The sequence below is a fragment of the Bradyrhizobium sp. STM 3566 genome (assembly GCF_045571445.1).
GTDB classification, from domain to species: domain Bacteria; phylum Pseudomonadota; class Alphaproteobacteria; order Rhizobiales; family Xanthobacteraceae; genus Bradyrhizobium; species Bradyrhizobium vignae.
Genome location: NZ_CP120692.1, coordinates 3,025,046 through 3,044,078 on the forward strand (window position 1 = coordinate 3,025,046; position 19,033 = coordinate 3,044,078).

22 protein-coding genes are annotated in these 19,033 nt (G+C 63.9%); 19 read left to right on the top strand and 3 right to left on the bottom strand.

Features of this window, described 5'->3' with window-relative positions; all coding sequences use genetic code 11:
- The first annotated feature begins 12 nt into the window (after positions 1 to 12).
- The 11 genes from rplF to rplQ all read left to right on the top strand — a co-directional run bounded on the left by rplF (position 13) and on the right by rplQ (position 7,843).
- A complete protein-coding gene (gene rplF, locus P6U27_RS14450; protein ID WP_122402701.1) occupies positions 13 to 546 on the top strand; it encodes a 50S ribosomal protein L6 in 534 nt (177 codons plus the stop codon).
- A gap of 11 nt (positions 547 to 557) precedes the next feature.
- Positions 558 to 920, top strand: coding sequence for a 50S ribosomal protein L18 (rplR, locus tag P6U27_RS14455; RefSeq protein ID WP_122402702.1), 363 nt, complete (start codon positions 558 to 560; stop codon positions 918 to 920).
- Positions 921 to 967: 47 nt separating this feature from the next.
- Entirely contained in the window at positions 968 to 1,564 is a 597-nt protein-coding gene (rpsE, locus tag P6U27_RS14460; protein ID WP_014494507.1) for a 30S ribosomal protein S5, read from the top strand.
- Between the two features lie 25 nt (positions 1,565 to 1,589).
- Positions 1,590 to 1,784 carry a 50S ribosomal protein L30 gene (gene rpmD / locus P6U27_RS14465; protein WP_122402703.1) on the top strand — a complete coding sequence of 65 codons (195 nt, stop codon included), beginning with the start codon at positions 1,590 to 1,592 and terminating at the stop codon, positions 1,782 to 1,784.
- A 75-nt stretch (positions 1,785 to 1,859) separates the two neighbouring features.
- On the top strand, positions 1,860 to 2,345 hold the full coding sequence (rplO, locus tag P6U27_RS14470; RefSeq protein ID WP_036011044.1) for a 50S ribosomal protein L15: 486 nt from the start codon (positions 1,860 to 1,862) through the stop codon (positions 2,343 to 2,345).
- A gap of 148 nt (positions 2,346 to 2,493) precedes the next feature.
- Positions 2,494 to 3,825 (top strand): preprotein translocase subunit SecY, encoded by a 1,332-nt coding sequence (gene secY, locus P6U27_RS14475; RefSeq protein ID WP_129145684.1) that lies wholly within the window; start codon positions 2,494 to 2,496, stop codon positions 3,823 to 3,825.
- A gap of 277 nt (positions 3,826 to 4,102) precedes the next feature.
- On the top strand, positions 4,103 to 4,966 hold the full coding sequence (locus P6U27_RS14480; protein ID WP_122402705.1) for an adenylate kinase: 864 nt from the start codon (positions 4,103 to 4,105) through the stop codon (positions 4,964 to 4,966).
- Positions 4,967 to 5,153: 187 nt separating this feature from the next.
- The gene (gene rpsM / locus P6U27_RS14485; protein WP_027574068.1) at positions 5,154 to 5,522 is read left to right on the top strand and encodes a 30S ribosomal protein S13; all 369 of its coding nucleotides are present in this window, start codon (positions 5,154 to 5,156) and stop codon (positions 5,520 to 5,522) included.
- A gap of 122 nt (positions 5,523 to 5,644) precedes the next feature.
- On the top strand, positions 5,645 to 6,034 hold the full coding sequence (rpsK, locus tag P6U27_RS14490) for a 30S ribosomal protein S11 (RefSeq protein WP_007603045.1): 390 nt from the start codon (positions 5,645 to 5,647) through the stop codon (positions 6,032 to 6,034).
- Between the two features lie 112 nt (positions 6,035 to 6,146).
- A complete protein-coding gene (locus P6U27_RS14495) occupies positions 6,147 to 7,178 on the top strand; it encodes a DNA-directed RNA polymerase subunit alpha (RefSeq protein WP_029674561.1) in 1,032 nt (343 codons plus the stop codon).
- Between the two features lie 248 nt (positions 7,179 to 7,426).
- Entirely contained in the window at positions 7,427 to 7,843 is a 417-nt protein-coding gene (gene rplQ, locus P6U27_RS14500; RefSeq protein WP_122402706.1) for a 50S ribosomal protein L17, read from the top strand.
- 79 nt (positions 7,844 to 7,922) lie between these two features.
- On the opposite strand, the gene P6U27_RS14505 is transcribed toward rplQ, so the two are convergent.
- On the bottom strand, positions 7,923 to 8,804 hold the full coding sequence (locus tag P6U27_RS14505) for a tripartite tricarboxylate transporter substrate binding protein (RefSeq protein ID WP_244607969.1): 882 nt from the start codon (positions 8,802 to 8,804) through the stop codon (positions 7,923 to 7,925).
- Between the two features lie 282 nt (positions 8,805 to 9,086).
- On the opposite strand from P6U27_RS14505, the gene P6U27_RS14510 reads away from it, so the two are divergent.
- From P6U27_RS14510 to P6U27_RS14520, 3 genes are all read left to right on the top strand, one after another.
- Positions 9,087 to 9,875 carry an SDR family NAD(P)-dependent oxidoreductase gene (locus tag P6U27_RS14510; protein WP_122402708.1) on the top strand — a complete coding sequence of 263 codons (789 nt, stop codon included), beginning with the start codon at positions 9,087 to 9,089 and terminating at the stop codon, positions 9,873 to 9,875.
- A gap of 8 nt (positions 9,876 to 9,883) precedes the next feature.
- The gene (locus P6U27_RS14515) at positions 9,884 to 10,180 is read left to right on the top strand and encodes a DUF1330 domain-containing protein (protein ID WP_122402709.1); all 297 of its coding nucleotides are present in this window, start codon (positions 9,884 to 9,886) and stop codon (positions 10,178 to 10,180) included.
- Between the two features lie 61 nt (positions 10,181 to 10,241).
- On the top strand, positions 10,242 to 10,748 hold the full coding sequence (locus P6U27_RS14520; protein ID WP_244607970.1) for a hypothetical protein: 507 nt from the start codon (positions 10,242 to 10,244) through the stop codon (positions 10,746 to 10,748).
- 196 nt (positions 10,749 to 10,944) lie between these two features.
- Here P6U27_RS14520 and P6U27_RS14525 read toward each other — a convergent pair whose 3' ends face one another.
- The gene (locus P6U27_RS14525) at positions 10,945 to 11,958 is read right to left on the bottom strand and encodes a zinc-binding alcohol dehydrogenase family protein (protein WP_122402710.1); all 1,014 of its coding nucleotides are present in this window, start codon (positions 11,956 to 11,958) and stop codon (positions 10,945 to 10,947) included.
- Between the two features lie 121 nt (positions 11,959 to 12,079).
- Between P6U27_RS14525 and P6U27_RS14530 the strand changes: the two genes are divergently transcribed.
- Positions 12,080 to 12,454 carry a helix-turn-helix domain-containing protein gene (locus tag P6U27_RS14530; RefSeq protein ID WP_122402711.1) on the top strand — a complete coding sequence of 125 codons (375 nt, stop codon included), beginning with the start codon at positions 12,080 to 12,082 and terminating at the stop codon, positions 12,452 to 12,454.
- Between the two features lie 156 nt (positions 12,455 to 12,610).
- On the opposite strand, the gene P6U27_RS14535 is transcribed toward P6U27_RS14530, so the two are convergent.
- Positions 12,611 to 14,212 carry an OprO/OprP family phosphate-selective porin gene (locus P6U27_RS14535; protein WP_122402712.1) on the bottom strand — a complete coding sequence of 534 codons (1,602 nt, stop codon included), beginning with the start codon at positions 14,210 to 14,212 and terminating at the stop codon, positions 12,611 to 12,613.
- 411 nt (positions 14,213 to 14,623) lie between these two features.
- Here P6U27_RS14535 and P6U27_RS14540 point away from each other — a divergent pair, with 411 nt between their 5' ends.
- The 4 genes from P6U27_RS14540 to P6U27_RS14555 are packed head-to-tail and all read left to right on the top strand — an operon-like array spanning position 14,624 to position 18,968.
- Positions 14,624 to 16,030 (top strand): DegQ family serine endoprotease, encoded by a 1,407-nt coding sequence (locus P6U27_RS14540; RefSeq protein ID WP_162500231.1) that lies wholly within the window; start codon positions 14,624 to 14,626, stop codon positions 16,028 to 16,030.
- Complete coding sequence (locus P6U27_RS14545) at positions 16,027 to 17,364, top strand: replication-associated recombination protein A (RefSeq protein WP_122402713.1); 1,338 nt, start codon at positions 16,027 to 16,029, stop codon at positions 17,362 to 17,364. Before P6U27_RS14540 ends, P6U27_RS14545 begins: the two co-directional genes overlap by 4 nt.
- A gap of 52 nt (positions 17,365 to 17,416) precedes the next feature.
- Positions 17,417 to 18,631 carry an RluA family pseudouridine synthase gene (locus P6U27_RS14550; RefSeq protein ID WP_122402714.1) on the top strand — a complete coding sequence of 405 codons (1,215 nt, stop codon included), beginning with the start codon at positions 17,417 to 17,419 and terminating at the stop codon, positions 18,629 to 18,631.
- Positions 18,632 to 18,671: 40 nt separating this feature from the next.
- Positions 18,672 to 18,968 (top strand): hypothetical protein, encoded by a 297-nt coding sequence (locus P6U27_RS14555; protein WP_122402715.1) that lies wholly within the window; start codon positions 18,672 to 18,674, stop codon positions 18,966 to 18,968.
- Positions 18,969 to 19,033 lie beyond the last annotated feature (65 nt).

Consider the following 19,033-nt stretch of genomic DNA (forward strand, 5'->3'; position numbering starts at 1 on the left):
GATTTTCGATCCATGTCACGTGTTGGCAAGAAGCCTGTGACGGTGCCGTCGGGCGTTACCGCGACCGTCGACGGCCAGACCGTCAAGATGAAGGGGCCGAAGGGCCAGCTTCAGTTCATCGTCCACGACGACGTCGAGGTGAAGCTCGAGAACGGCCAGATCAACGTCAAGCCGCGGGCCGAGACCAACCGCGCGCGGGCGCTGTACGGCACCGCTCGCGCCCAGGTCGCGAATCTGGTCGAAGGCGTCACCAAGGGTTTCGAGAAGAAGCTCGAGATCACCGGCGTCGGCTATCGTGCCGCGATGCAGGGCAAGAACCTCCAGCTCGCGCTCGGCTACAGCCATGACGTGATCTATCCGATCCCCGAGGGGATCACGATCACCGTGCCGAAGCCGACCGAGATCACGGTGGCGGGCAGCGACGTCCAGCGCGTCGGTCAGGTCGCCGCCGAGATCCGCGCCTACCGTCCGCCGGAGCCCTACAAGGGCAAGGGCGTGAAGTACGTGGGCGAATTCATCTTCCGCAAGGAAGGCAAGAAGAAGTAACGGAGCCGGTCATGTCGAAAGCCAAGGTTACGAATGCCCGGCGCAAGCGGAGTGTGCGGCTGAAGCTGCGCCGTTCCGCCGGCGGCCGTCCGCGTCTGTCGGTGTTCCGCTCGTCCAAGCACATCTACGCCCAGGTCATCGACGACCTGAGGGGCGAGACGCTGGCCTCTGCCTCGTCGCTCGAGAAGTCGATGCGCGACGGCGGCAAGACCGGTGCGGACATCGATGCAGCGAAAGCAGTCGGCAAGTTGCTGGCCGAGCGCGCGGTCGAGAAGGGCGTCAAGGAAGTCGTGTTCGATCGCGGCGGCTATCTCTATCACGGGCGCGTCAAGGCTCTGGCCGACGCGGCGCGTGAGAGTGGGCTGAGCTTCTAACAGAATTTGAGGATTGGGGCGTAAGCCTCTGAAGGATTGGAAAAACCATGGCAGCTGAACGCGAACAACGTGGTGGACGCGATCAACGCGGCGGCGGACGTGAACGCAGGGAGCGCGAGGAGCGCGACAGCGAGTTCGTCGACAAGCTCGTCCACATCAACCGCGTGGCCAAGGTCGTCAAGGGCGGCAAGCGCTTCGGTTTCGCAGCGCTGGTCGTGATCGGCGACCAGAAGGGCCGCGCCGGCTTCGGTCACGGCAAGGCGCGCGAAGTGCCTGAGGCGATCCGCAAGGCGACCGAGTCCGCCAAGCGCAACCTGACGCGCGTGTCGCTGCGCGAGGGCCGCACGCTCCATCACGACATTGCCGGTCGTCATGGCGCGGGCCGTGTCTACCTGCGTGCAGCTCCGGCCGGTACCGGCATCATCGCCGGTGGCCCGATGCGCGCCGTGTTCGAGACGCTCGGCGTCCAGGACGTGGTGGCGAAGTCGATCGGCTCGTCGAACCCGTACAACATGGTGCGCGCGACCTTCGACGCGCTGAAGCATCAGGATTCGCCGCGTTCGGTCGCAGCCCGCCGCAACATCAAGGTGTCCACCCTCCAGTCCCGTCGTATCGGCGGCGACGCCGAGGCGGCTGCCGACTAACGGAAGCTTTTCGGAGTAGATCCACATGGCCAAGGCCGCAAAGACGATCAAGGTCGAGCAGATCGGCAGCGCGATTCGCCGCCATCACTCGCAGCGCTCGACGCTGATCGGGCTCAAGCTCAACAAGATCGGCCGTACCAGCGAATTGCCGGACACTCCGGCGGTCCGCGGCATGATCGAGAAGGTTCACCATCTCGTCCGCATCGTCGACGAGAAGTAAGCAAAGGCGCACGATCCGGGAAAGCGGGAAGCGGTTTTCGGTGAAGATCGTGCGCAAGACACAAGGAGAAGGGCGATGAAGCTCAGCGATATCGCCGACAACGCCGGCTCGCGCAAAAAGCGTATGCGCGTCGGCCGCGGCATCGGTTCCGGCAAGGGCAAGCAGTCCGGCCGCGGCGGCAAGGGCCAGACCGCGCGTTCGGGCGTGCGCATCAAGGGTTTCGAAGGCGGCCAGATGCCGATGCATCGCCGTCTGCCCAAGCGCGGCTTCAACAACATCTTCCGCGTCGAGTTCGCCGAGATCAATCTCGACCGGCTCCAGGAAGCGGTCGATGCCAAGAAGATCGACGCCGGCAGCGTCGTCAACGTCGAAGCCCTGGTGAAGGGTGGCGTGCTGCGTCGCGCCAAGGGCGGCCTGCGGCTGCTCGGCCGCGGCGAGCTCAAGTCCAAGCTCAACATCGAGGTGCACGGCGCGAGCAAGACCGCTATCGCGGCGGTCGAGAAGGCCGGCGGCTCGGTGAAGATCCTCGCCCAGCCCAAGGAAGAAGGCGAGGCGGCGTAACAACTGCGTCATCGGCCCGCGGCGCGCGGGCCTTTACGCATGCGGGACGTGGACTTATCGAAGCCGAGCCCCAGATAATGTCCGGCGTCCGCTAAACTAGCCCGGCCGCGGGCATGACGGCGCAACAGGCGGCGGGAGAAAGTCCAAGATGGTCTCTGCAGCGGAACAACTGGCAGCCAATCTCAATTTCGGCGCGTTTGCCAAGGCCGACGAACTGAAGAAGCGCATCTGGTTCACCCTGGGTGCGCTGCTCGTTTATCGGCTCGGGACCTACATCCCGCTGCCGGGCATCGATCCCAACATCTGGGAGCAGGTGTTCCGCTCCCAGGCGGGCGGCATCCTCGGCATGTTCAACATGTTCGCCGGCGGCGGCATCCACCGCATGGCGATCTTCGCGCTGAACATCATGCCGTACATCTCGGCCTCGATCATCATCCAGCTCCTGACCACCGTCTCGCCGCAGCTCGAGGCGCTGAAGAAGGAAGGCGAGGCCGGCCGCAAGACGCTCAACCAGTACACCCGCTACCTGACCGTCATCCTGGCTGCGTTCCAGTCCTATGGCATCGCGGTGGGTCTCGAAGGCGCCGGCAACGTGGTCAGCGACCCCGGCATGTTCTTCCGCCTGTCCACGGCGATTACCCTGACCGGCGGCACCATGTTCCTGATGTGGCTGGGCGAGCAGATCACCTCGCGCGGCATCGGCAATGGCATTTCGCTGATCATTCTCGCCGGCATCGTCGCCGAGCTGCCCGCGGCGCTCGCCAACATGCTCGAGCTCGGCCGTCAGGGCGCGATGTCGACCGGGCTGATCCTGGTCGTCATCGTCATGGCTGTCGCCGTGATCGGCTTCATCGTGTTCATGGAGCGCGCCCAGCGCCGGCTCCTGATCCAGTATCCGAAGCGCCAGGTCGGTAACAAGATGTTCGAGGGCCAGTCCTCGCATCTGCCTCTCAAGCTCAACACCTCGGGCGTGATCCCCCCGATCTTCGCATCCTCGCTGCTCTTGCTGCCGACCACGGTTGCGAATTTCAACGCGGGCAGCGGGCCGGAATGGTTCCAGTGGATCACCACCCAGCTCGGCCATGGCCGTCCGCTGTTCCTGATCCTGTATCTCGCGCTGATCGTGTTCTTCGCCTTCTTCTACACCGCGATCGTGTTCAACCCGACCGAGACCGCGGACAATCTGAAGAAACATGGCGGCTTCATTCCGGGCATCCGTCCCGGCGAGCGCACCGCCGAATATATCGATTACGTGCTGTCGCGCATCACCGTGCTCGGCGCGATCTATCTCGCCATCGTCTGCTTGATCCCGGAGATCCTGATCTCCTACGCCTCGGTGCCGTTCTACTTCGGCGGCACCTCGCTGCTGATCGTGGTCAGTGTCACCATGGATACGGTGGCGCAGGTGCAGGGCTATCTGCTGGCCCATCAGTACGAAGGCCTGATCCGCAAGTCCAAGCTGCGCGGTCGCCGCCGCTAACCGCGGCCTCGCCTGAAGGCGGCGCTACTGCGCCGCCGATTCGCCGCGCGAAGAGCGCACGGTGCGACCGGATGCGACCAGCGAGCCACCCGGTTGCATCGGCAGAGCAGCTCCTACTGCGACGCAATCACTGGTTTCCAAGGCCTTCTTGGCGTCCGGGCGTTCGCTCCCCTATGATATGGGTAGCGGTGCGCAGCCGATTGTGGTTTGCACTGTCCTTGATCTTCAAACGCAGGTGCGCGACGTATCGCTCACCAATCCGGGGGGGCGTACGCCGATGAGAATTATACTTCTGGGACCGCCGGGGTCGGGCAAGGGGACCCAGGCGCAGCTCTTGGTGCGGCGCTATGGCATCATCCAGCTCTCGACCGGCGAGATGCTGCGTGCCGCGGTTGCGGCCGGGACGCCTGTCGGGCTGAAAGCCAAGGAGATCATGGCCAGCGGTGGCCTCGTGCCCGACGATGTCGTGGTGGGAATCATCTCCGACCGCATCGACCAGCCAGACGCCAAGAACGGTTTCATCCTCGATGGTTTCCCGCGCACCGTGCCGCAGGCCGAGGCGTTGGACGAGCTGCTCAAGCGCAAGCATCTCAAGCTCGACGCCGTGATCGAGCTCCGTGTCAATGAGAGCGCGCTGCTGAGCCGCGTCGAAACTCGCGTTGCCCAGATGCGGGAGCGCGGCGAGGAGGTCCGGCTCGACGACACCCCGGAGGTCCTGACCAAACGGCTTGCCAGCTACCGCAGCCAGACGGAACCACTGATTCACTACTATTCCGAGCGTCGGAAGCTCTCGACCATCGACGGCATGATGGCCATCGACGAGGTCACCCGCGCCATCCACCGCCAGCTCCTGGCGCTGGGCGCGGTCGAGCCCAAGACGCATGCCCGAAGCGCAGCCAAGTCGGGACCGGCCAAAAAGACCAAGACGGCGAAGAAATCGGCCAAAAAGTCGCCGAAGGCAGGCAAAAAGGCCACCAGAGCGGCTAAAACCGTCAAAAAGTCGGTCAAAAAGGCCGGGAAGGCCAAGAAGGCGACCACGAAAACGGTCAAAATGGCAGCCCAAAGGACGGCCAAGAAGGCCGTCAAAAAAGGGGCCAAAAAGGCTGCAAAAAAGGTCACGAAAAAGCGAGCCAAGCGCTAGCAGCGGTTGACGAAAGCCCCCGGAATCCCCTAATAAGCCCCGCATCCAAGTCGGATAGTTTCAGACGATGCCGGGCCCCAGGAAGACCGGGGGTGGGCGTCGTGTTCGCGTTTGTGAACACCTGCCCGAGAGAGCAAGCACTTAAAGCCCGATTCCTGACGAGGGGTCGGCAACAGGAGAGAAGGCCGTGGCCCGTATTGCCGGCGTGAACATTCCCACCAACAAGCGCGTGCTGATCGCGCTCCAGTACATCCATGGCATCGGCCCGAAGATCGCCGGTGACATCATGGAGAAGGTGAAGATCCCCGAGGATCGTCGCGTCAATCAGCTCAGCGACGCCGAAGTGCTCCAGATCCGCGAAGTCATCGACCGTGACTATCTCGTCGAGGGCGACCTGCGTCGTGAGGTCGGCATCAACATCAAGCGTCTGATGGACCTCGGCTGCTATCGCGGCCTGCGTCATCGTCGCGGTCTGCCGGTGCGCGGTCAGCGCACCCACACCAATGCGCGTACGCGCAAGGGCCCGGCCAAGGCCATCGCCGGCAAGAAGAAGTAAGTTTTCGAATCCAGTCGCGGCGTGTGGCGGAAGGGGATGACCCGTTCGCCACGCGCTTTTCGTTCCACAGGTGTAGCCGCTGGCATTACGGCGGCGTTTGAGATCTTCAGGAAAGGGACTCAATGGGCAAGGAAGCCACCCGCGTTCGTCGTCGTGAGCGCAAGAACATCGCCTCCGGCGTCGCGCATGTGAACTCGTCGTTCAACAACACGACCATCACCATCACCGACGCGCAGGGCAACACGATTGCCTGGTCGTCGGCCGGTACGATGGGTTTCAAGGGCTCGCGCAAGTCGACGCCGTACGCCGCGCAGGTCGCCGCCGAGGACGTCTCCAAGAAGGCGCAGGAGCACGGCATGCGCACGCTGGAAGTCGAAGTCGCCGGCCCCGGTTCGGGCCGCGAGTCAGCGCTCCGCGCGCTCCAGGCCGCAGGCTTCACCGTCACCTCGATCCGCGACGTGACCACGATCCCGCACAACGGTTGCCGTCCCCGTAAGCGCCGGCGCGTTTGATACCAAGTTGCGGGCCCATCGGCGCCCGCAATGACTTTACTAAGAAGCCGCGGGAGTGACCCGCGGCCTTTCTCCAACGCCAGTATTTGAACGATCAAATTGACTGGCCTGTATGGGTGAAACAGTGACGATCCAGAAAAATTGGCAAGAACTGATTCGGCCGAACAAGCTCCAGGTCACGCCCGGCAGCGATCCCTCGCGTTTCGCGACCATCGTCGCCGAGCCGCTCGAGCGTGGTTTCGGCCAAACCCTCGGCAACGCGCTGCGCCGCATCCTGCTCTCCTCGCTCCAGGGCGCGGCGGTGCAGTCGGTGCACATCGACGGCGTGCTGCACGAGTTCTCCTCGATCGCGGGCGTCCGTGAGGACGTCACCGACATCGTGCTCAACATCAAGGACATCTCGATCAAGATGCAGGGCGAAGGCCCCAAGCGTATGGTCGTGAAGAAGCAGGGCCCGGGCGTCGTCACCGCCGGCGATATCCAGACCGTCGGCGATGTGGTCGTGCTTAACCCCGATCTGCAGATCTGCACCCTCGACGAGGGCGCCGAGATCCGCATGGAGTTCACGGTCTCGACCGGCAAGGGCTACGTGCCCGCCGAGCGCAACCGTCCCGAGGACGCGCCGATCGGCCTGATCCCGGTCGACAGCCTGTACTCGCCGGTCCGCAAGGTCTCCTACAAGGTCGAGAACACCCGCGAGGGCCAGATCCTCGACTACGACAAGCTGACGATGACGATCGAGACCAACGGCGCGATCACGCCGGATGATTCCGTGGCCTACGCCGCGCGCATCCTGCAGGACCAGCTCAACGTGTTCGTCAACTTCGAAGAGCCGCGCAAGGAAGTCGCCCAGGAGATCATCCCGGACCTCGCCTTCAACCCGGCCTTCCTCAAGAAGGTGGACGAGCTCGAGCTGTCGGTGCGTTCGGCCAACTGCCTGAAGAACGACAACATCGTCTACATCGGCGACCTCGTGCAGAAGAGCGAGGCGGAAATGCTCCGCACCCCGAACTTCGGCCGCAAGTCGCTGAACGAGATCAAGGAAGTGCTGGCCCAGATGGGTCTGCATCTCGGCATGGAAGTGCCGGGCTGGCCGCCGGAGAACATCGACGAGCTCGCCAAGCGCTTCGAGGATCACTACTGAGCATTCGTCGTTCCGGGGCGATGCGGAGCATCGAACCCGGAACTCGAGATTCCGGGTTCGGCTCTGCGAGCCGCCCCGGAATGACTGAGAGCATAGTCCCGGAAAAGTGCGAAGCGGTTTTCCGATAGGGATCATGCTCAACCAAGAAAGCGAAAGCGCGTCGCGCTTTCGCGGGCGAACGCAGGCAGCCCACCTGAGCAACATGTCCGACGAACCGTCGCGGCAGTTTTAACGTAAGGACTACACACATGCGTCACGGCAAGGTTCATCGGAAGCTCAACCGCACGGCCGAGCACCGCCGCGCGATGTTCGCCAACATGGCGGCCGCGCTGATCAAGCACGAGCAGATCGTCACCACGCTGCCCAAGGCCAAGGAGCTCCGCCCGATCGTCGAGAAGCTCGTCACCCTCGGCAAGAAGGGCGGCCTGTCGCTGCGCCGCCAGGCGATCGCGGAGCTGCGCGACGTCGACATGGTCAGGAAGCTCTTCGATACGCTCGCGACCCGCTACAAGGACCGCCAGGGCGGCTACACCCGCATCATCAAGGCCGGCTTCCGCTACGGCGACAACGCCGCGATGGCCGTGATCGAGTTCGTCGATCGCGACGTCGACGCCAAGGGCCAGGATTCCGGTCCGGTGCAGGAGAAGGCAGCCGAGGCGGCGTAAGCTGTTTCTGCAGATATGTACTGAAAACGGCGCCCTCGGGCGCCGTTTTTTGTTCCCGGAATTGTGCGGATCCGCAGGACTATTCCTCCTTGATCCCCGCCTTTTGCGCGATGTCCTTCATTTCGGCGGTCTCCTTGCCGATGGCTGCCGCCCAATCGCTGTAGCGCGTGAAGCCCGGCTCGAAGCCGACCTTGGTGAAGCGCTCGGTCACGGACGGGCTGTTGATCGTCTCCTCCAGGGCTGCCGACAGCTTGTCGTGAACGGCCGGCGGCAGGCCCTTGGGAGTGACGACGGCGCCCCATGACGCGAAGTCGATATTGCCATAGCCGAGCTCGGCGAGCGTTGGTACGTCGGGCAGGAACGGCGTGCGTTTGGCCGAGAACACGGCGAGCACCTTGACCGTGCCGGCGTCGATCTGTGGCTTGACCGCGATGACAGTGTCGACGTGATACTGGATGTGTTTTCCGATCAGGTCGTTCATCGCCGGCGCGCTGCCCTTGTAGGGCAGGTGGACCATCTTGATTCCGGCGGCCGATTTGAACAGCTCGCCGGCAAAATGTGACACGGTCGCGACGCCGAACGATGCCAGCGACAGCTTGTCGGGATTGGCCTTCGCTTCGGTAACCAGCGCAGCCACGTCCTTGATCGGGTTGTCCTTGTAGGTGACCAGCACCAGCGTGATCTTGCCGACCTGGCCGAGCGGCTCGAAATCCTTGGCCGCGTCGTAAGGCACGCTTTCCTTCACGGCGGCCGGCAGCGTGAAGCTCGAGTTCGAGCTGAAGAACAGGGTATATCCATCAGGCGCCGAGCGCGCGACTTCCTTCGCCGCGATCGTGGTGCCGCCGCCGGGACGGTTCATGATGATCACGGGCTTGCCGAGCCGCGTCTCCAGCTCGCCGCCGATGATGCGCGCGACCACGTCCGAGGCGCCGCCCGGCGGGAAGGGGACGATCAATTGCAACGACTTTTCCGGATAGACCGCCTGAGCCGGTGCGGGCGCATTGCCAGCAATCAAACCGGCCACCCCGAGCACAACCGTTAAAGCCGTTCTTTTCATCGCGTTGCTTCCGTTTCCATGTGAGCAGGAGAATCTCGGAATGGCCAAGCAACAATCGTTCCAGCAGCGATGCGCGGCGTCCAAGGGGCGCAGGAAGAGCGCGGGCCCTCACTGCTTGGTGAGCACCGATTGCATCCCGATCCGCCGCGTCCGATATCCCCGTCATCGATCTGATGGAGATAGTGCATGAACATCGACCTTTCCGGAAAAACAGCGCTGGTGACCGGCTCGACCGCCGGCATCGGCCATGCCATCGCCAAGGGCCTTGCCGCCTCGGGTGCGAGCGTCGTCATCAACGGGCGCGGCCAGGACAAGGTCGATGCAGCCGTACGCAAGCTGGAAGCGACGGGCGCCAAGATCCGCGGCATCGCCGCGGACGTCTCCACTGCTGCGGGGTGCCAGGCGCTGGTGGCCGCTCTGCCCGAGGTCGACATCCTCATCAACAACGCGGGCATCTTCGAGCCGAAGGAATTTTTCGACATCCCCGACGAGGACTGGAGCCGCTTCTTCGAGGTCAACGTGATGAGCGGCGTGCGGCTGTCGCGGGCTTACATGAAGGGCATGCTCAAGCGCAACTGGGGCCGCATCGTCTTCATCTCTTCCGAGTCCGGCCTCAACATTCCCGTCGAGATGATCCACTACGGCATGACCAAGACGGCCCAGCTTTCAGTTGCGCGCGGCCTCGCGCAGCTCACTCGCGGCACCGGCGTCACCGTCAACTCCGTGCTGCCGGGCCCGACCATGTCCGAAGGCGTCGAGACATTCGTGAAGGACCTCGCGAAGCAAAACGGGCAGTCCGTGGACGAGGCCGCGGCCAATTTCGTCAAACAGCATCGTCCGAGCTCTCTGATCCAGCGTTTTGCCAGCGTCGACGAGATCGCCAACATGGTTGTCTATGTCGCGTCCAAGGAAGCGTCCGCAACCAACGGCGCAGCGCTGCGCGCCGAGGGCGGCATCGTCAACACGATCGCCTGAGGTGGCGCATGGCGGCCTATGTGATTTCCGAAGTCGAGATGCGCGACCCCGACGGATTCGAGGCCTATCGCGCGCTCGCCGCCAAGACCATCGCGCAGTACGGCGGACGTTATCTCGTCCGCGGCGCGAGGGCCGAGCTTGCCGAAGGCAACCTGCCGCCGAAGGCCATCGTCATCGTCGAATTCGCCTCGATGACGAGGTTGAAGGAATGGTACACCTCGCCGGAATATGCCGAGGCGCTGAAGCTGCGGCGGACGGCGCTGGAGCGGCGTCTGATGTTCGTCGAGGGTGTGCCGCCGGCGTGAGAACTTTCTCGCGCAATGAAGCGTTGCTATGCTCGCCCGGTAGCCCAACCGGGAGAAGAGAATGCTTCAGTCGCGATTTAAGCTTTTCGGTTTTTTTCTTGCCCTGACGATCCTGTGGCCGCTTTCGCCCTCGCGTGCAGACCAACCGTTTCAGCGGCTCCTGCCGCTCCTGATCGATCTTGCCGGATGGGAAGGCGGCAAGGCGGACGGCATGTCGATGCAGATGTCGGAGGCCAGCATGACCACCGCGACGCGCGACTACACGCGCGGCTCAGCGCGAGTCCAGGCCGCAATCATGGTTGGGCAGGCGGCCACCGGCGCGCTGGCGCCGATCCAGAGCGGAATGAATATCCAGACGCCTGACGGTCACGTCATGTCGGCAACCATGCATGGCATGCAGGTGCTCAAGAACTATAACACCCCGCAGAAATCCGGCACGCTCATCGTGGCGCTCGGCAAGGACGCATTGTTCAATTTCTCCTTCGACGGCCTCAGTGAGGAGGAAGGGCTGGCGCTCGCTGAAAAATTCGACTGGAAGGCGCTCCAGACCGCAGCCCAGGCAAAGTAGGAGAGGGCGGGGCCAGCCACCTTGTAGAGACAGGTTCGTAGCTGGGTAGCCGGGCAGATGCGCGAGGTGCATCTGCTCGGCGTGTGTTTCCGCGGAAGCAGAAGAGGCGGGTTACGCCAGGCGAGCTGCGCTTTGCGCGTTCGCATGGCTAACTCATCACTCGGCGTAGCCCACCACTGCCCTACGAGGTCTTCGCCTACCACCCCTCCAGCACGATCTTGCCGCGTGACTTGCCGCTCTCGAGCAGCGCGTGCGCGCGCTTGAGGTTGGCGGCGTTGATGGTGCCAAAGGTCTGGTCGAGCGTGGTGCGCAACACGCCCTTGTCGATGAGGTCGGCGACATCGTTGAGCAGATGATGCTGCGCGATCATGTCGGGCGTCTGGAACGAGGAGCGCGTGAACATCGATTCCCAGTGCACCGAGATCGCCTTGCCCTTGAACGTGCTCATGGTGAACTCGGGCGGATCGTCGATCAGGCCGAACCGTCCCTGCGGCGCCATCAAATCGGCGATCGCCTTATAGTGCTGATCGGTGAAGGTGAGGCTTGCGACCAGCGCGACCGGCGGCAGCTTGAGCTTCTCAATCTGCTCCTTCATCGGTTTGCCGTGGTCGATCACTGCATGGGCGCCGAGATCGAGGCACCATTTTTGCGATTCAGGCCGCGTTGCGGTGGCGAGCACGGTCAATCCGGTGAGGCGGCGCGCGAGCTGGATCAGGATCGAGCCGACGCCGCCGGCTCCGCCCGTGATCAAGAGCGTGCGCGGATCGACGCTTTTGCCGGGCACGGCGCCGAGACGGTCGAACAGCAATTCCCACGCTGTGATGGAGGTGAGGGGAAGGGCTGCTGCCTGCGCGAACGAGAGCGACTTCGGCTTGTTGCCGACGATGCGCTCGTCGACCAGGTGGAACTCGGCGTTGGTGCCCTGGCGCAGGATCGAGCCGGCATAAAACACCTCGTCACCCGGCTTGAAGAACGTCACGTCGGGGCCGACGGCATCGACCACGCCGGCCGCGTCATAGCCGAGGATCTTCGTCTCGCCCTCGGGCGGGGCGGCGCGCTTGCGCACCTTGTAATCCACCGGATTGGCCGAGATCGCCTTCACGGCGACGCGAATGTCGCGCCCCTTGGGCTCAGGCTTTGCGGTCTCGAAATCGATCAGTGAATCCGCGTCCTCGATCGGAAGCGATTTCTTGTAGCCGACGGCCTTCATGGCTTGTCTCCATCAGATGGCGTGTTCGCCCGCCGCTCTAACTGTCGCCCTGGCCTCAATTTGGCAAGTACTGTAAATTTGGGGATATAGTCCCTGTTTGGATACTATTGGGAAATCACGCATGAAACGGCGCAATTTTGCTCGTCGTCCCGGCTGCTCCGTCGAGGCGACTCTGGACCTGATCGACGGCAAGTGGAAGGGCGTAATCCTCTATCACCTGCAGAGCGGAACCCAGCGCTTCGGTGAATTGCGCCGCCGGATGCCCGGCATCACCCAGCGCATGCTGACAAAACAGCTTCGCGCGCTGGAGGAGGACAATCTCGTCATCCGCAAGGTCTATGCCGAGGTGCCGCCGCGCGTGGAGTATTGCCTGTCGGAGCTGGGTGAGAGCCTCAAGCCTGTCATCGACATCCTGAAGGCCTGGGGCGAGAGCCATCAGGAGCGGCTGTCCTGCGCGCCGCCGCCGCCGGTCGTGAAGAAGAAGCGCGCGGCGTAACTGGTTGAACGGCGCCGTCGTTCTTCACCTCTCCCCAGCGGGGAGAGGTCGAATTGCGAAGCAATTCGGGTGAGGGGGTACCGTCGTCTCCGATGCGACGTAACCCCTCACCTGCGCCTTCGGCGCGACTTCTCCCAATGGGAGAGGTGTAGAGTCTCAGAACGCGAACTGCGTGCGCATCGCCACCGCGTCGAACTTCGAGCCGACATCGGCGGTCGAGAGCGGCGAGGCCTGTCGCGACACCGTTCCGTGCAAATAGTCGAGCATGAAGCGCACATTGCCGTTGACGTACCAGTTGAGCGCGAGCGTGTAGACGGTCTGCCGGCCGCCGGCGACGCCGGTCGCGGTTCCCAACTGATTGTTGAGGTCGACCGTCGAGAAGCGTCCCGCGATCTCCCATGCACCCCAGCCGCCACCGTCGAGCGAGAACGGATGCGCCGGCTTGACGCCGTTATAGGCCGCGTTCGCCGCATTGTAGGTCCGGCCTTCGCCCGTCAGCACGTAGCCGGCCTGCGCATAGCCGCCCTGGAATTTCAGGCTCGGTGCGCCGACGAGAGGCACACCGGTGTTGGCGGTGCGATCCACATTGTACCAGAAATACTCGCCCTGGACAATGAACGGCCCGTAGGTCGCCGCCGCCTCGACGCTGTAGACCTGGGCGCCTGAGGCATTGGCGATGGCGCCGGTGGAGATCAGCGTGGTCGGGTCGAGACGCAACTCCGGACGATCGCTGAGCGTGACCGTCTGGGTGTTGGCGATCAAGTTACGCGGCGGTTGGATCAGCCATTGCGCGTCGGCGCCGATATGGACCGAATAGTCCTTGCCGCTAACGGGATTGCCGGCGACACGCGCCACGGCGCCATATTGCTCGCTCGTGCCCGCGGGGGCAGCGCTCGAGGCGGAATGGATCGCACCGGTCGATGGTCCCGTGACATAGCCGCCGATCCAGAGCTGATCGTTGAACCAGCGCGCACCGGCTGCGGAGCGGAAGTCGCCGGCGGCGATATTGGTCGCGATCACGCCGGGCGAGGCGCGCTCCATGAACATGATGTCGTTGGAGCTCGTGGCCTCGTCCAGGGTGTAGGGCAGGTCCATGATGCCTGCCTCGATCGCCATCCGTCCGCCGAACGGCTTCAGGCCCGTGTAGCTGAGATAGGCGTTCTCGACGCCGGAGACGCCGCCGCCCGGCAGCGATCCCGGCGCGGCGCCGCCGAATCCGTCGGAGGAGCCGCCGAAGTCGTAGATCAGCGCAAAATTCCAGTCATTGAGGAATTTGCCGGTGACGCCGATGCGTGCGCGGCGGACGTTCTCGCCGCTGTCGAGCTTTTGCGGCACGGTAGCTGCCGTGTTTGGACGGTAGTCGTAGCCGCCGACATCCCAGTGCACGCGGCTGGTGATGGCAACGCAGTTGGCCTCATCGGCGGTGCAGATGGTCGGCCGGTTGTTCGGCATCGTCACCACGACCCCTGACGGATGCGCCGGTCCCTTGAGCGGGATTGCCGCGTTGGCGTTGGCGACGACCGCCTTCGCCTCGGAACGTGCTTCGGCCTTCGCCTCGGCCCTGGCCTTCGCTGTCGCGGCGGTGTTTGCCGCGGTCTGGCTTTGTAGCTTGTCGAGCTTCTGCTCCAGCAGCTTCAGCTGCTGCTTCAGCAGCGCAATTTCCTGCTCGCTGCTGCTTGCCGATTGGGCCTGGGCCTGCGAGGCCGCCAGCACGCCGGCGAGACCAATCGCCGTGGCTGCAATTCTTGTCCTGCTCACGTTACGCCTCCATCGTTTGACGAACTTCCCCAAGTCACTTGCCAAGTCACTTCCCAAGTCATTTCCCAAGTCACTTCCCAAGTCACTTCCCAAGTCACTTCCCAAGTCACTTCCCAAGTCACTTCCCAAGTCGCGAACGGAGAGCCTAGGTGTGATCGATGACTGCCCCGCGACGCTGCGCCCGGTTGCGTGGGTTCCCACTGGTGTTAATTCGCTGCAACCGAATCCGCTTCTCACCACAATGCTGGATGATGCGCATCATGCCAATGGACAGTCTGGCCAAATTGCCGATTCGCACACTGGGCTTGCAGGCCGGACACACCGGAAAAAGGGGGCGAATATTGCCGTCCGGCGCCCTTCTATTGAGGGGCGAACGCGCCTATATTCCGGCGTCTTTTCCAAGAGGTAGGAATGTTTCGATCGACCTGGACTGCCGCCGTCACCGCATTGTGCATGGCCTTTTCGGCCCATTTCAATCCGGCCTCAGCGCAGGACCGCCGCGTCCCGTCGTCCCCGGCCGAGCTGCGGCTGTCCTATGCGCCGATCGTGCAGCGGGTGCAGCCGGCGGTCGTCAACGTCTATGCCGCCAAGGTGGTGCAGAACCGCAATCCGCTGCTGGACGACCCGATCTTTCGCCGCTTCTTCGGCGTGCCGGGCCAGCAGCCCGAGCAGATGCAGCGCTCGCTCGGTTCCGGCGTGATCGTCGATGCCTCCGGCCTCGTCGTCACCAACGTGCACGTCATCGAGGGCGCGGACCAGGTCAAGGTGTCGCTGTCGGACAAGCGCGAGTTCGAGGCCGAGATCCTGCTCAAGGATTCCCGCACCGATCTCGCCGTGCTGCGCCTGAAGGACACCAAGGAGAAATTCCCGACCCTCGACTTCACCAATTCCGACGAATTGCTCGTCGGCGACGTCGTGCTCGCGATCGGCAATCCTTTCGGCGTCGGGCAGACCGTGACCCACGGCATCATCTCGGCGCTCGCGCGCACGCAGGTCGGCATCACCGACTACCAGTTCTTCATCCAGACCGATGCGCCGATCAATCCCGGCAATTCCGGCGGCGCCCTGGTCGACATGAGCGGCAGGCTCGCCGGCATCAACACGGCGATCTATTCGCGCTCCGGCGGCTCGCAAGGCATCGGCTTTGCGATTCCCGCCAACATGGTGCGCGTCGTCGTCGCCTCCGCCAAGAGCGGCGGCAAAGCGGTGAAGCGGCCATGGCTCGGGGCAAAATTGCAAGCGGTGACACCGGAGATCGCCGAAAGCCTCGGCCTGCGCTCGCCGACCGGTGCACTGGTCGCAAGCGTGGTGCCGAATGGCCCCGCGGCGAAGGCCGGCTTGAAGTCCTCCGACCTCATCACCGGGATCGACGGCCAGACCGTGGATGATCCCAACGCTTTCGACTACCGCTTCGCCACCCGTCCGCTCGGTGGCACCGCGCAAATCGACGTGCAGCGCGGCAGCAAGCCGGTCAAGCTGACCGTGGCGTTGGAGACCGCACCCGACACCGGGCGCAACGAGCTCGTCATCACCGCGCGGTCGCCGTTCCAGGGCGCGAAGATTGCGACCATCACGCCGGCGGTCGCTGACGAGCTGCATCTGGATGCCGACACCGAAGGCGTGGTGATCACCGATATCGGCGGCGATACCGCGGCCGCAAGTGTCGGCTTCCAGAAGGGTGACATCATCCTCGCCGTCAACAACCAGAAGATCGGCAGGACCGGCGACCTCGAGAAGGCCGCAGGCGAGCGGCCGCGGCTCTGGCGCATCACGCTGGTGCGCGGCGGCCAGCAGATCAACGTCACGCTGGGCGGATGAGTCCGAAGCGACCACAGCAGACGCCGACTCTCTTTGCCGCGGCAGGGCTCGACCACGAGGCTCCGCATCCGCTGCCGGACCGGCTACGTCCGCGCACATTGTCGGAGGTCGTCGGCCAGGACCACATCCTCGGCCCCGACGGTGCGCTGACGCGCATGCTGGAGACGCGCACGCTCGGCTCGCTGATCTTCTGGGGCCCGCCGGGTACCGGTAAGACCACGGTGGCGCGGCTGCTGGCGGACGCGACGGATTTGCATTTCGAGCAGATTTCGGCGGTGTTCTCCGGCGTCGCCGATTTGAAGAAGGCCTTCGATGCCGCGCGCGCCCGCCGCGAGATGGGCAAGGGCACGCTGCTCTTCGTCGACGAGGTGCATCGCTTCAACCGCGCCCAGCAGGATTCGTTCTTGCCCGTGATGGAAGACGGCACCGTCGTCTTGGTCGGCGCCACCACCGAGAATCCATCCTTCGAACTCAACGCGGCGCTTCTGTCCCGTGCACGCGTGCTGGTGTTTCGCTCGCTCGATGCTGCTGCGATCGAAAAATTGTTCGCGCATGCTGAAGCGGTCGAGGGCAAGAAGCTGCCGCTCGATGCCGAGGCGCGTGCGGTGCTGGTGCGGATGGCTGACGGCGATGGCCGCGCCTCGCTGACGCTTGCCGAAGAGGTCTGGCGTTCGGCGCGAGCGGACGAGATTTTCAATGCCGCGCAGTTGCAGGAGATCCTGCAGCGCCGTGCGCCGATCTACGACAAGTCGGCCGACGGCCATTACAACCTGATTTCGGCACTGCATAAGTCGGTGCGCGGCTCCGATCCCGACGCCGCGTTGTATTATCTTGCGCGCATGCTGGATGCCGGCGAGGATCCGCTGTTCCTGGCCCGCCGCGTCGTGCGCATGGCGGTCGAGGACATCGGACTTGCAGATCCGCAGGCGCTCGTCATCGCCAATGCCGCCAAGGACGCCTTCGACTTTCTCGGCCATCCCGAAGGCGAGCTCGCGATTGCGCAGGCTGTCGTCTACCTCGCCACCGCGCCGAAATCGAACGCCGTCTACACCGCTTTCGGCACCGCGATGCAAGTTGCCAAGCAGGCCGGCTCGCTGCTGCCGCCAAAGCACATCCTCAATTCCCCGACCAAGCTGATGAAGTCGGAAGGTTACGGCACCGGTTACGAATACGACCACGACGCCCCGGATGCCTTCTCAGGCCAGGACTACTTCCCGGAAGCCCTTGGCCGCCAGACCTTCTACGACCCGCCCGAGCGCGGCTTCGAGCGCGAGATCCGCAAGCGGCTGGATTACTGGGCCAAGCTGCGCAAGGAGCGGGGCGGCTCGCGCTAGAGGCGACCATTTCGTCGTGACGAAAGGCCGCTTTTAGGCTAGGCAGGCAATCATGAGCCGCCGCATCAAAAGAATGAATCCAAGGCCCCGTTCGCGTGACGAGCGTGAGGACGCGCGTCCGCATCAGACGCGCGGCGCGAAGAAGGTGGGGTCGCGTCCGGGCGGCAAGCCCGGCAGCAAGCCACCCCGCTTTGCGGGCGAGCACGCCGAGCGGCGTACGCCCAAAGTTATGTTGGAAAAAGCTGCGCCGGCAAAACCGGTCGAAGCATTGCTGCCGACCAAGGTGCAGACCGTCACCGTGACGGCGGACGAGAACAACATGCGCGTCGATCGCTTCCTCGAAGCGCGCTTTCCCGGCCTGTCGTTCTCCCACATCCAACGCGTCGTCCGCAAAGGCGAGCTGCGCGTCGACGGCAAGCGCGTCGACAGCAAGGACCGTCTGGAGGAGGGACAGAGCGTCCGCATTCCTCCGTTGAAGCTCGACGCGCCGAAGGTGGTCGGCGAGCTTTCGGAAGCTGCGCAGAAGACGCTCAAGGCGCTGAAGGAGATGACGATCTGGGAGGACGACGACGTCCTCGTCCTGAACAAGCCTGCCGGCCTTGCGGTGCAGGGCGGCTCGGGCATGACACGCCACATCGACCAGATGCTGGAGGTGATGCGCGACGCCAAGGGCCAGAAGCCGCGCCTCGTGCACCGCATCGACCGGGAGACGTCGGGCTGTCTCCTGATCGCCAAGACGCGCTTTGCCGCCTCGCATCTGACCGGCGCGTTCCGCTCGCGCTCGGCGCGAAAGGTCTATTGGGCTCTGGTGCCCGGTCTGCCCAAGCCCAAGCAGGGCCGCATCTCGACCTTCCTGGCGAAAGAGGAGGGCGAGGAGGACACCATCATGCGCATCGCCCAGCATGGCGATGAAGGCGCAAGCCACGCGGTGACCTATTATGCGGTGGTCGAGACCGCCGGCAACAAGCTGACCTGGGTCTCGTTGAAGCCGGTGACGGGCCGCACCCACCAGCTGCGCGCCCACATGGCTCATATCGGCCATCCCATCGTTGGCGATCCCAAATATTTCAATATCGAGAACTGGCAGCTGCCGGGTGGTTTGCAAAACCGGCTGCATCTCTTGGCGCGGCGCATCGTCATTCCGCATCCGCGCGGCGGCGTGATCGACGCCACCGCGCCGTTGCCGCCACACATGCAGCAGTCGTGGAACCTGCTCGGGCTTGACGCAGCCAGATTTGATCCGATCGAAAACGCGCCTGAAGAATAGCTGAGTTGAACGGGAGCGGTCGCAGCACAACATACGGCCCATGAAACGGCTCTCGATCTGTCTCATGGCTTCGATCGCGCTGCTCATGGGGCATGGGGCTCAGGCACAATATGTGTTGCCGGCCCCCTCGCAGGTCGTTCCGCCGCCTTCGTCGCCACCGCCGCCGAAGATCGAGGCGCCGAAGGTTCCGCGGCTCGATGCGCCGCCGAGTTACAACGATCGGCCGCTTCCGCGTAATTCGTTCAGCGATCGCGTCTCGAAGTGCCTCGACGACGCTGCAGCCGCAGGACTGGGCCCGGCCGATCGCGGCACTTATGCGCGCAGTTGCGCGAACTAGCAGCTCCATCGTCATCGTGGCGAAGCCACGACGGCACTGGTAACTTGGTTGACGACAAGGGATCG

Bases quoted from the DNA above. Each gene is read 5' to 3' on its own strand.
- P6U27_RS14515 (WP_122402709.1), top strand. From the start codon at position 9,884: ATGGCGGCCTATGTGATTTCCGAAGTCGAGATGCGCGACCCCGACGGA.
- rplR (WP_122402702.1), top strand. From the start codon at position 558: ATGTCGAAAGCCAAGGTTACGAATGCCCGGCGCAAGCGGAGTGTGCGG.
- rpmD (WP_122402703.1), top strand. From the start codon at position 1,590: ATGGCCAAGGCCGCAAAGACGATCAAGGTCGAGCAGATCGGCAGCGCG.
- P6U27_RS14530 (WP_122402711.1), top strand. From the start codon at position 12,080: ATGAAACGGCGCAATTTTGCTCGTCGTCCCGGCTGCTCCGTCGAGGCG.
- rplQ (WP_122402706.1), top strand. From the start codon at position 7,427: ATGCGTCACGGCAAGGTTCATCGGAAGCTCAACCGCACGGCCGAGCAC.
- P6U27_RS14525 (WP_122402710.1), bottom strand. From the start codon at position 11,958: ATGAAGGCCGTCGGCTACAAGAAATCGCTTCCGATCGAGGACGCGGAT.
- rpsE (WP_014494507.1), top strand. From the start codon at position 968: ATGGCAGCTGAACGCGAACAACGTGGTGGACGCGATCAACGCGGCGGC.
- P6U27_RS14540 (WP_162500231.1), top strand. From the start codon at position 14,624: ATGTTTCGATCGACCTGGACTGCCGCCGTCACCGCATTGTGCATGGCC.
- rplF (WP_122402701.1), top strand. From the start codon at position 13: ATGTCACGTGTTGGCAAGAAGCCTGTGACGGTGCCGTCGGGCGTTACC.
- P6U27_RS14520 (WP_244607970.1), top strand. From the start codon at position 10,242: ATGCTTCAGTCGCGATTTAAGCTTTTCGGTTTTTTTCTTGCCCTGACG.
- rpsK (WP_007603045.1), top strand. From the start codon at position 5,645: ATGGGCAAGGAAGCCACCCGCGTTCGTCGTCGTGAGCGCAAGAACATC.
- P6U27_RS14510 (WP_122402708.1), top strand. From the start codon at position 9,087: ATGAACATCGACCTTTCCGGAAAAACAGCGCTGGTGACCGGCTCGACC.
- rplO (WP_036011044.1), top strand. From the start codon at position 1,860: ATGAAGCTCAGCGATATCGCCGACAACGCCGGCTCGCGCAAAAAGCGT.
- P6U27_RS14545 (WP_122402713.1), top strand. From the start codon at position 16,027: ATGAGTCCGAAGCGACCACAGCAGACGCCGACTCTCTTTGCCGCGGCA.
- P6U27_RS14495 (WP_029674561.1), top strand. From the start codon at position 6,147: ATGGGTGAAACAGTGACGATCCAGAAAAATTGGCAAGAACTGATTCGG.
- secY (WP_129145684.1), top strand. From the start codon at position 2,494: ATGGTCTCTGCAGCGGAACAACTGGCAGCCAATCTCAATTTCGGCGCG.
- P6U27_RS14550 (WP_122402714.1), top strand. From the start codon at position 17,417: ATGAGCCGCCGCATCAAAAGAATGAATCCAAGGCCCCGTTCGCGTGAC.
- P6U27_RS14555 (WP_122402715.1), top strand. From the start codon at position 18,672: ATGAAACGGCTCTCGATCTGTCTCATGGCTTCGATCGCGCTGCTCATG.
- P6U27_RS14480 (WP_122402705.1), top strand. From the start codon at position 4,103: ATGAGAATTATACTTCTGGGACCGCCGGGGTCGGGCAAGGGGACCCAG.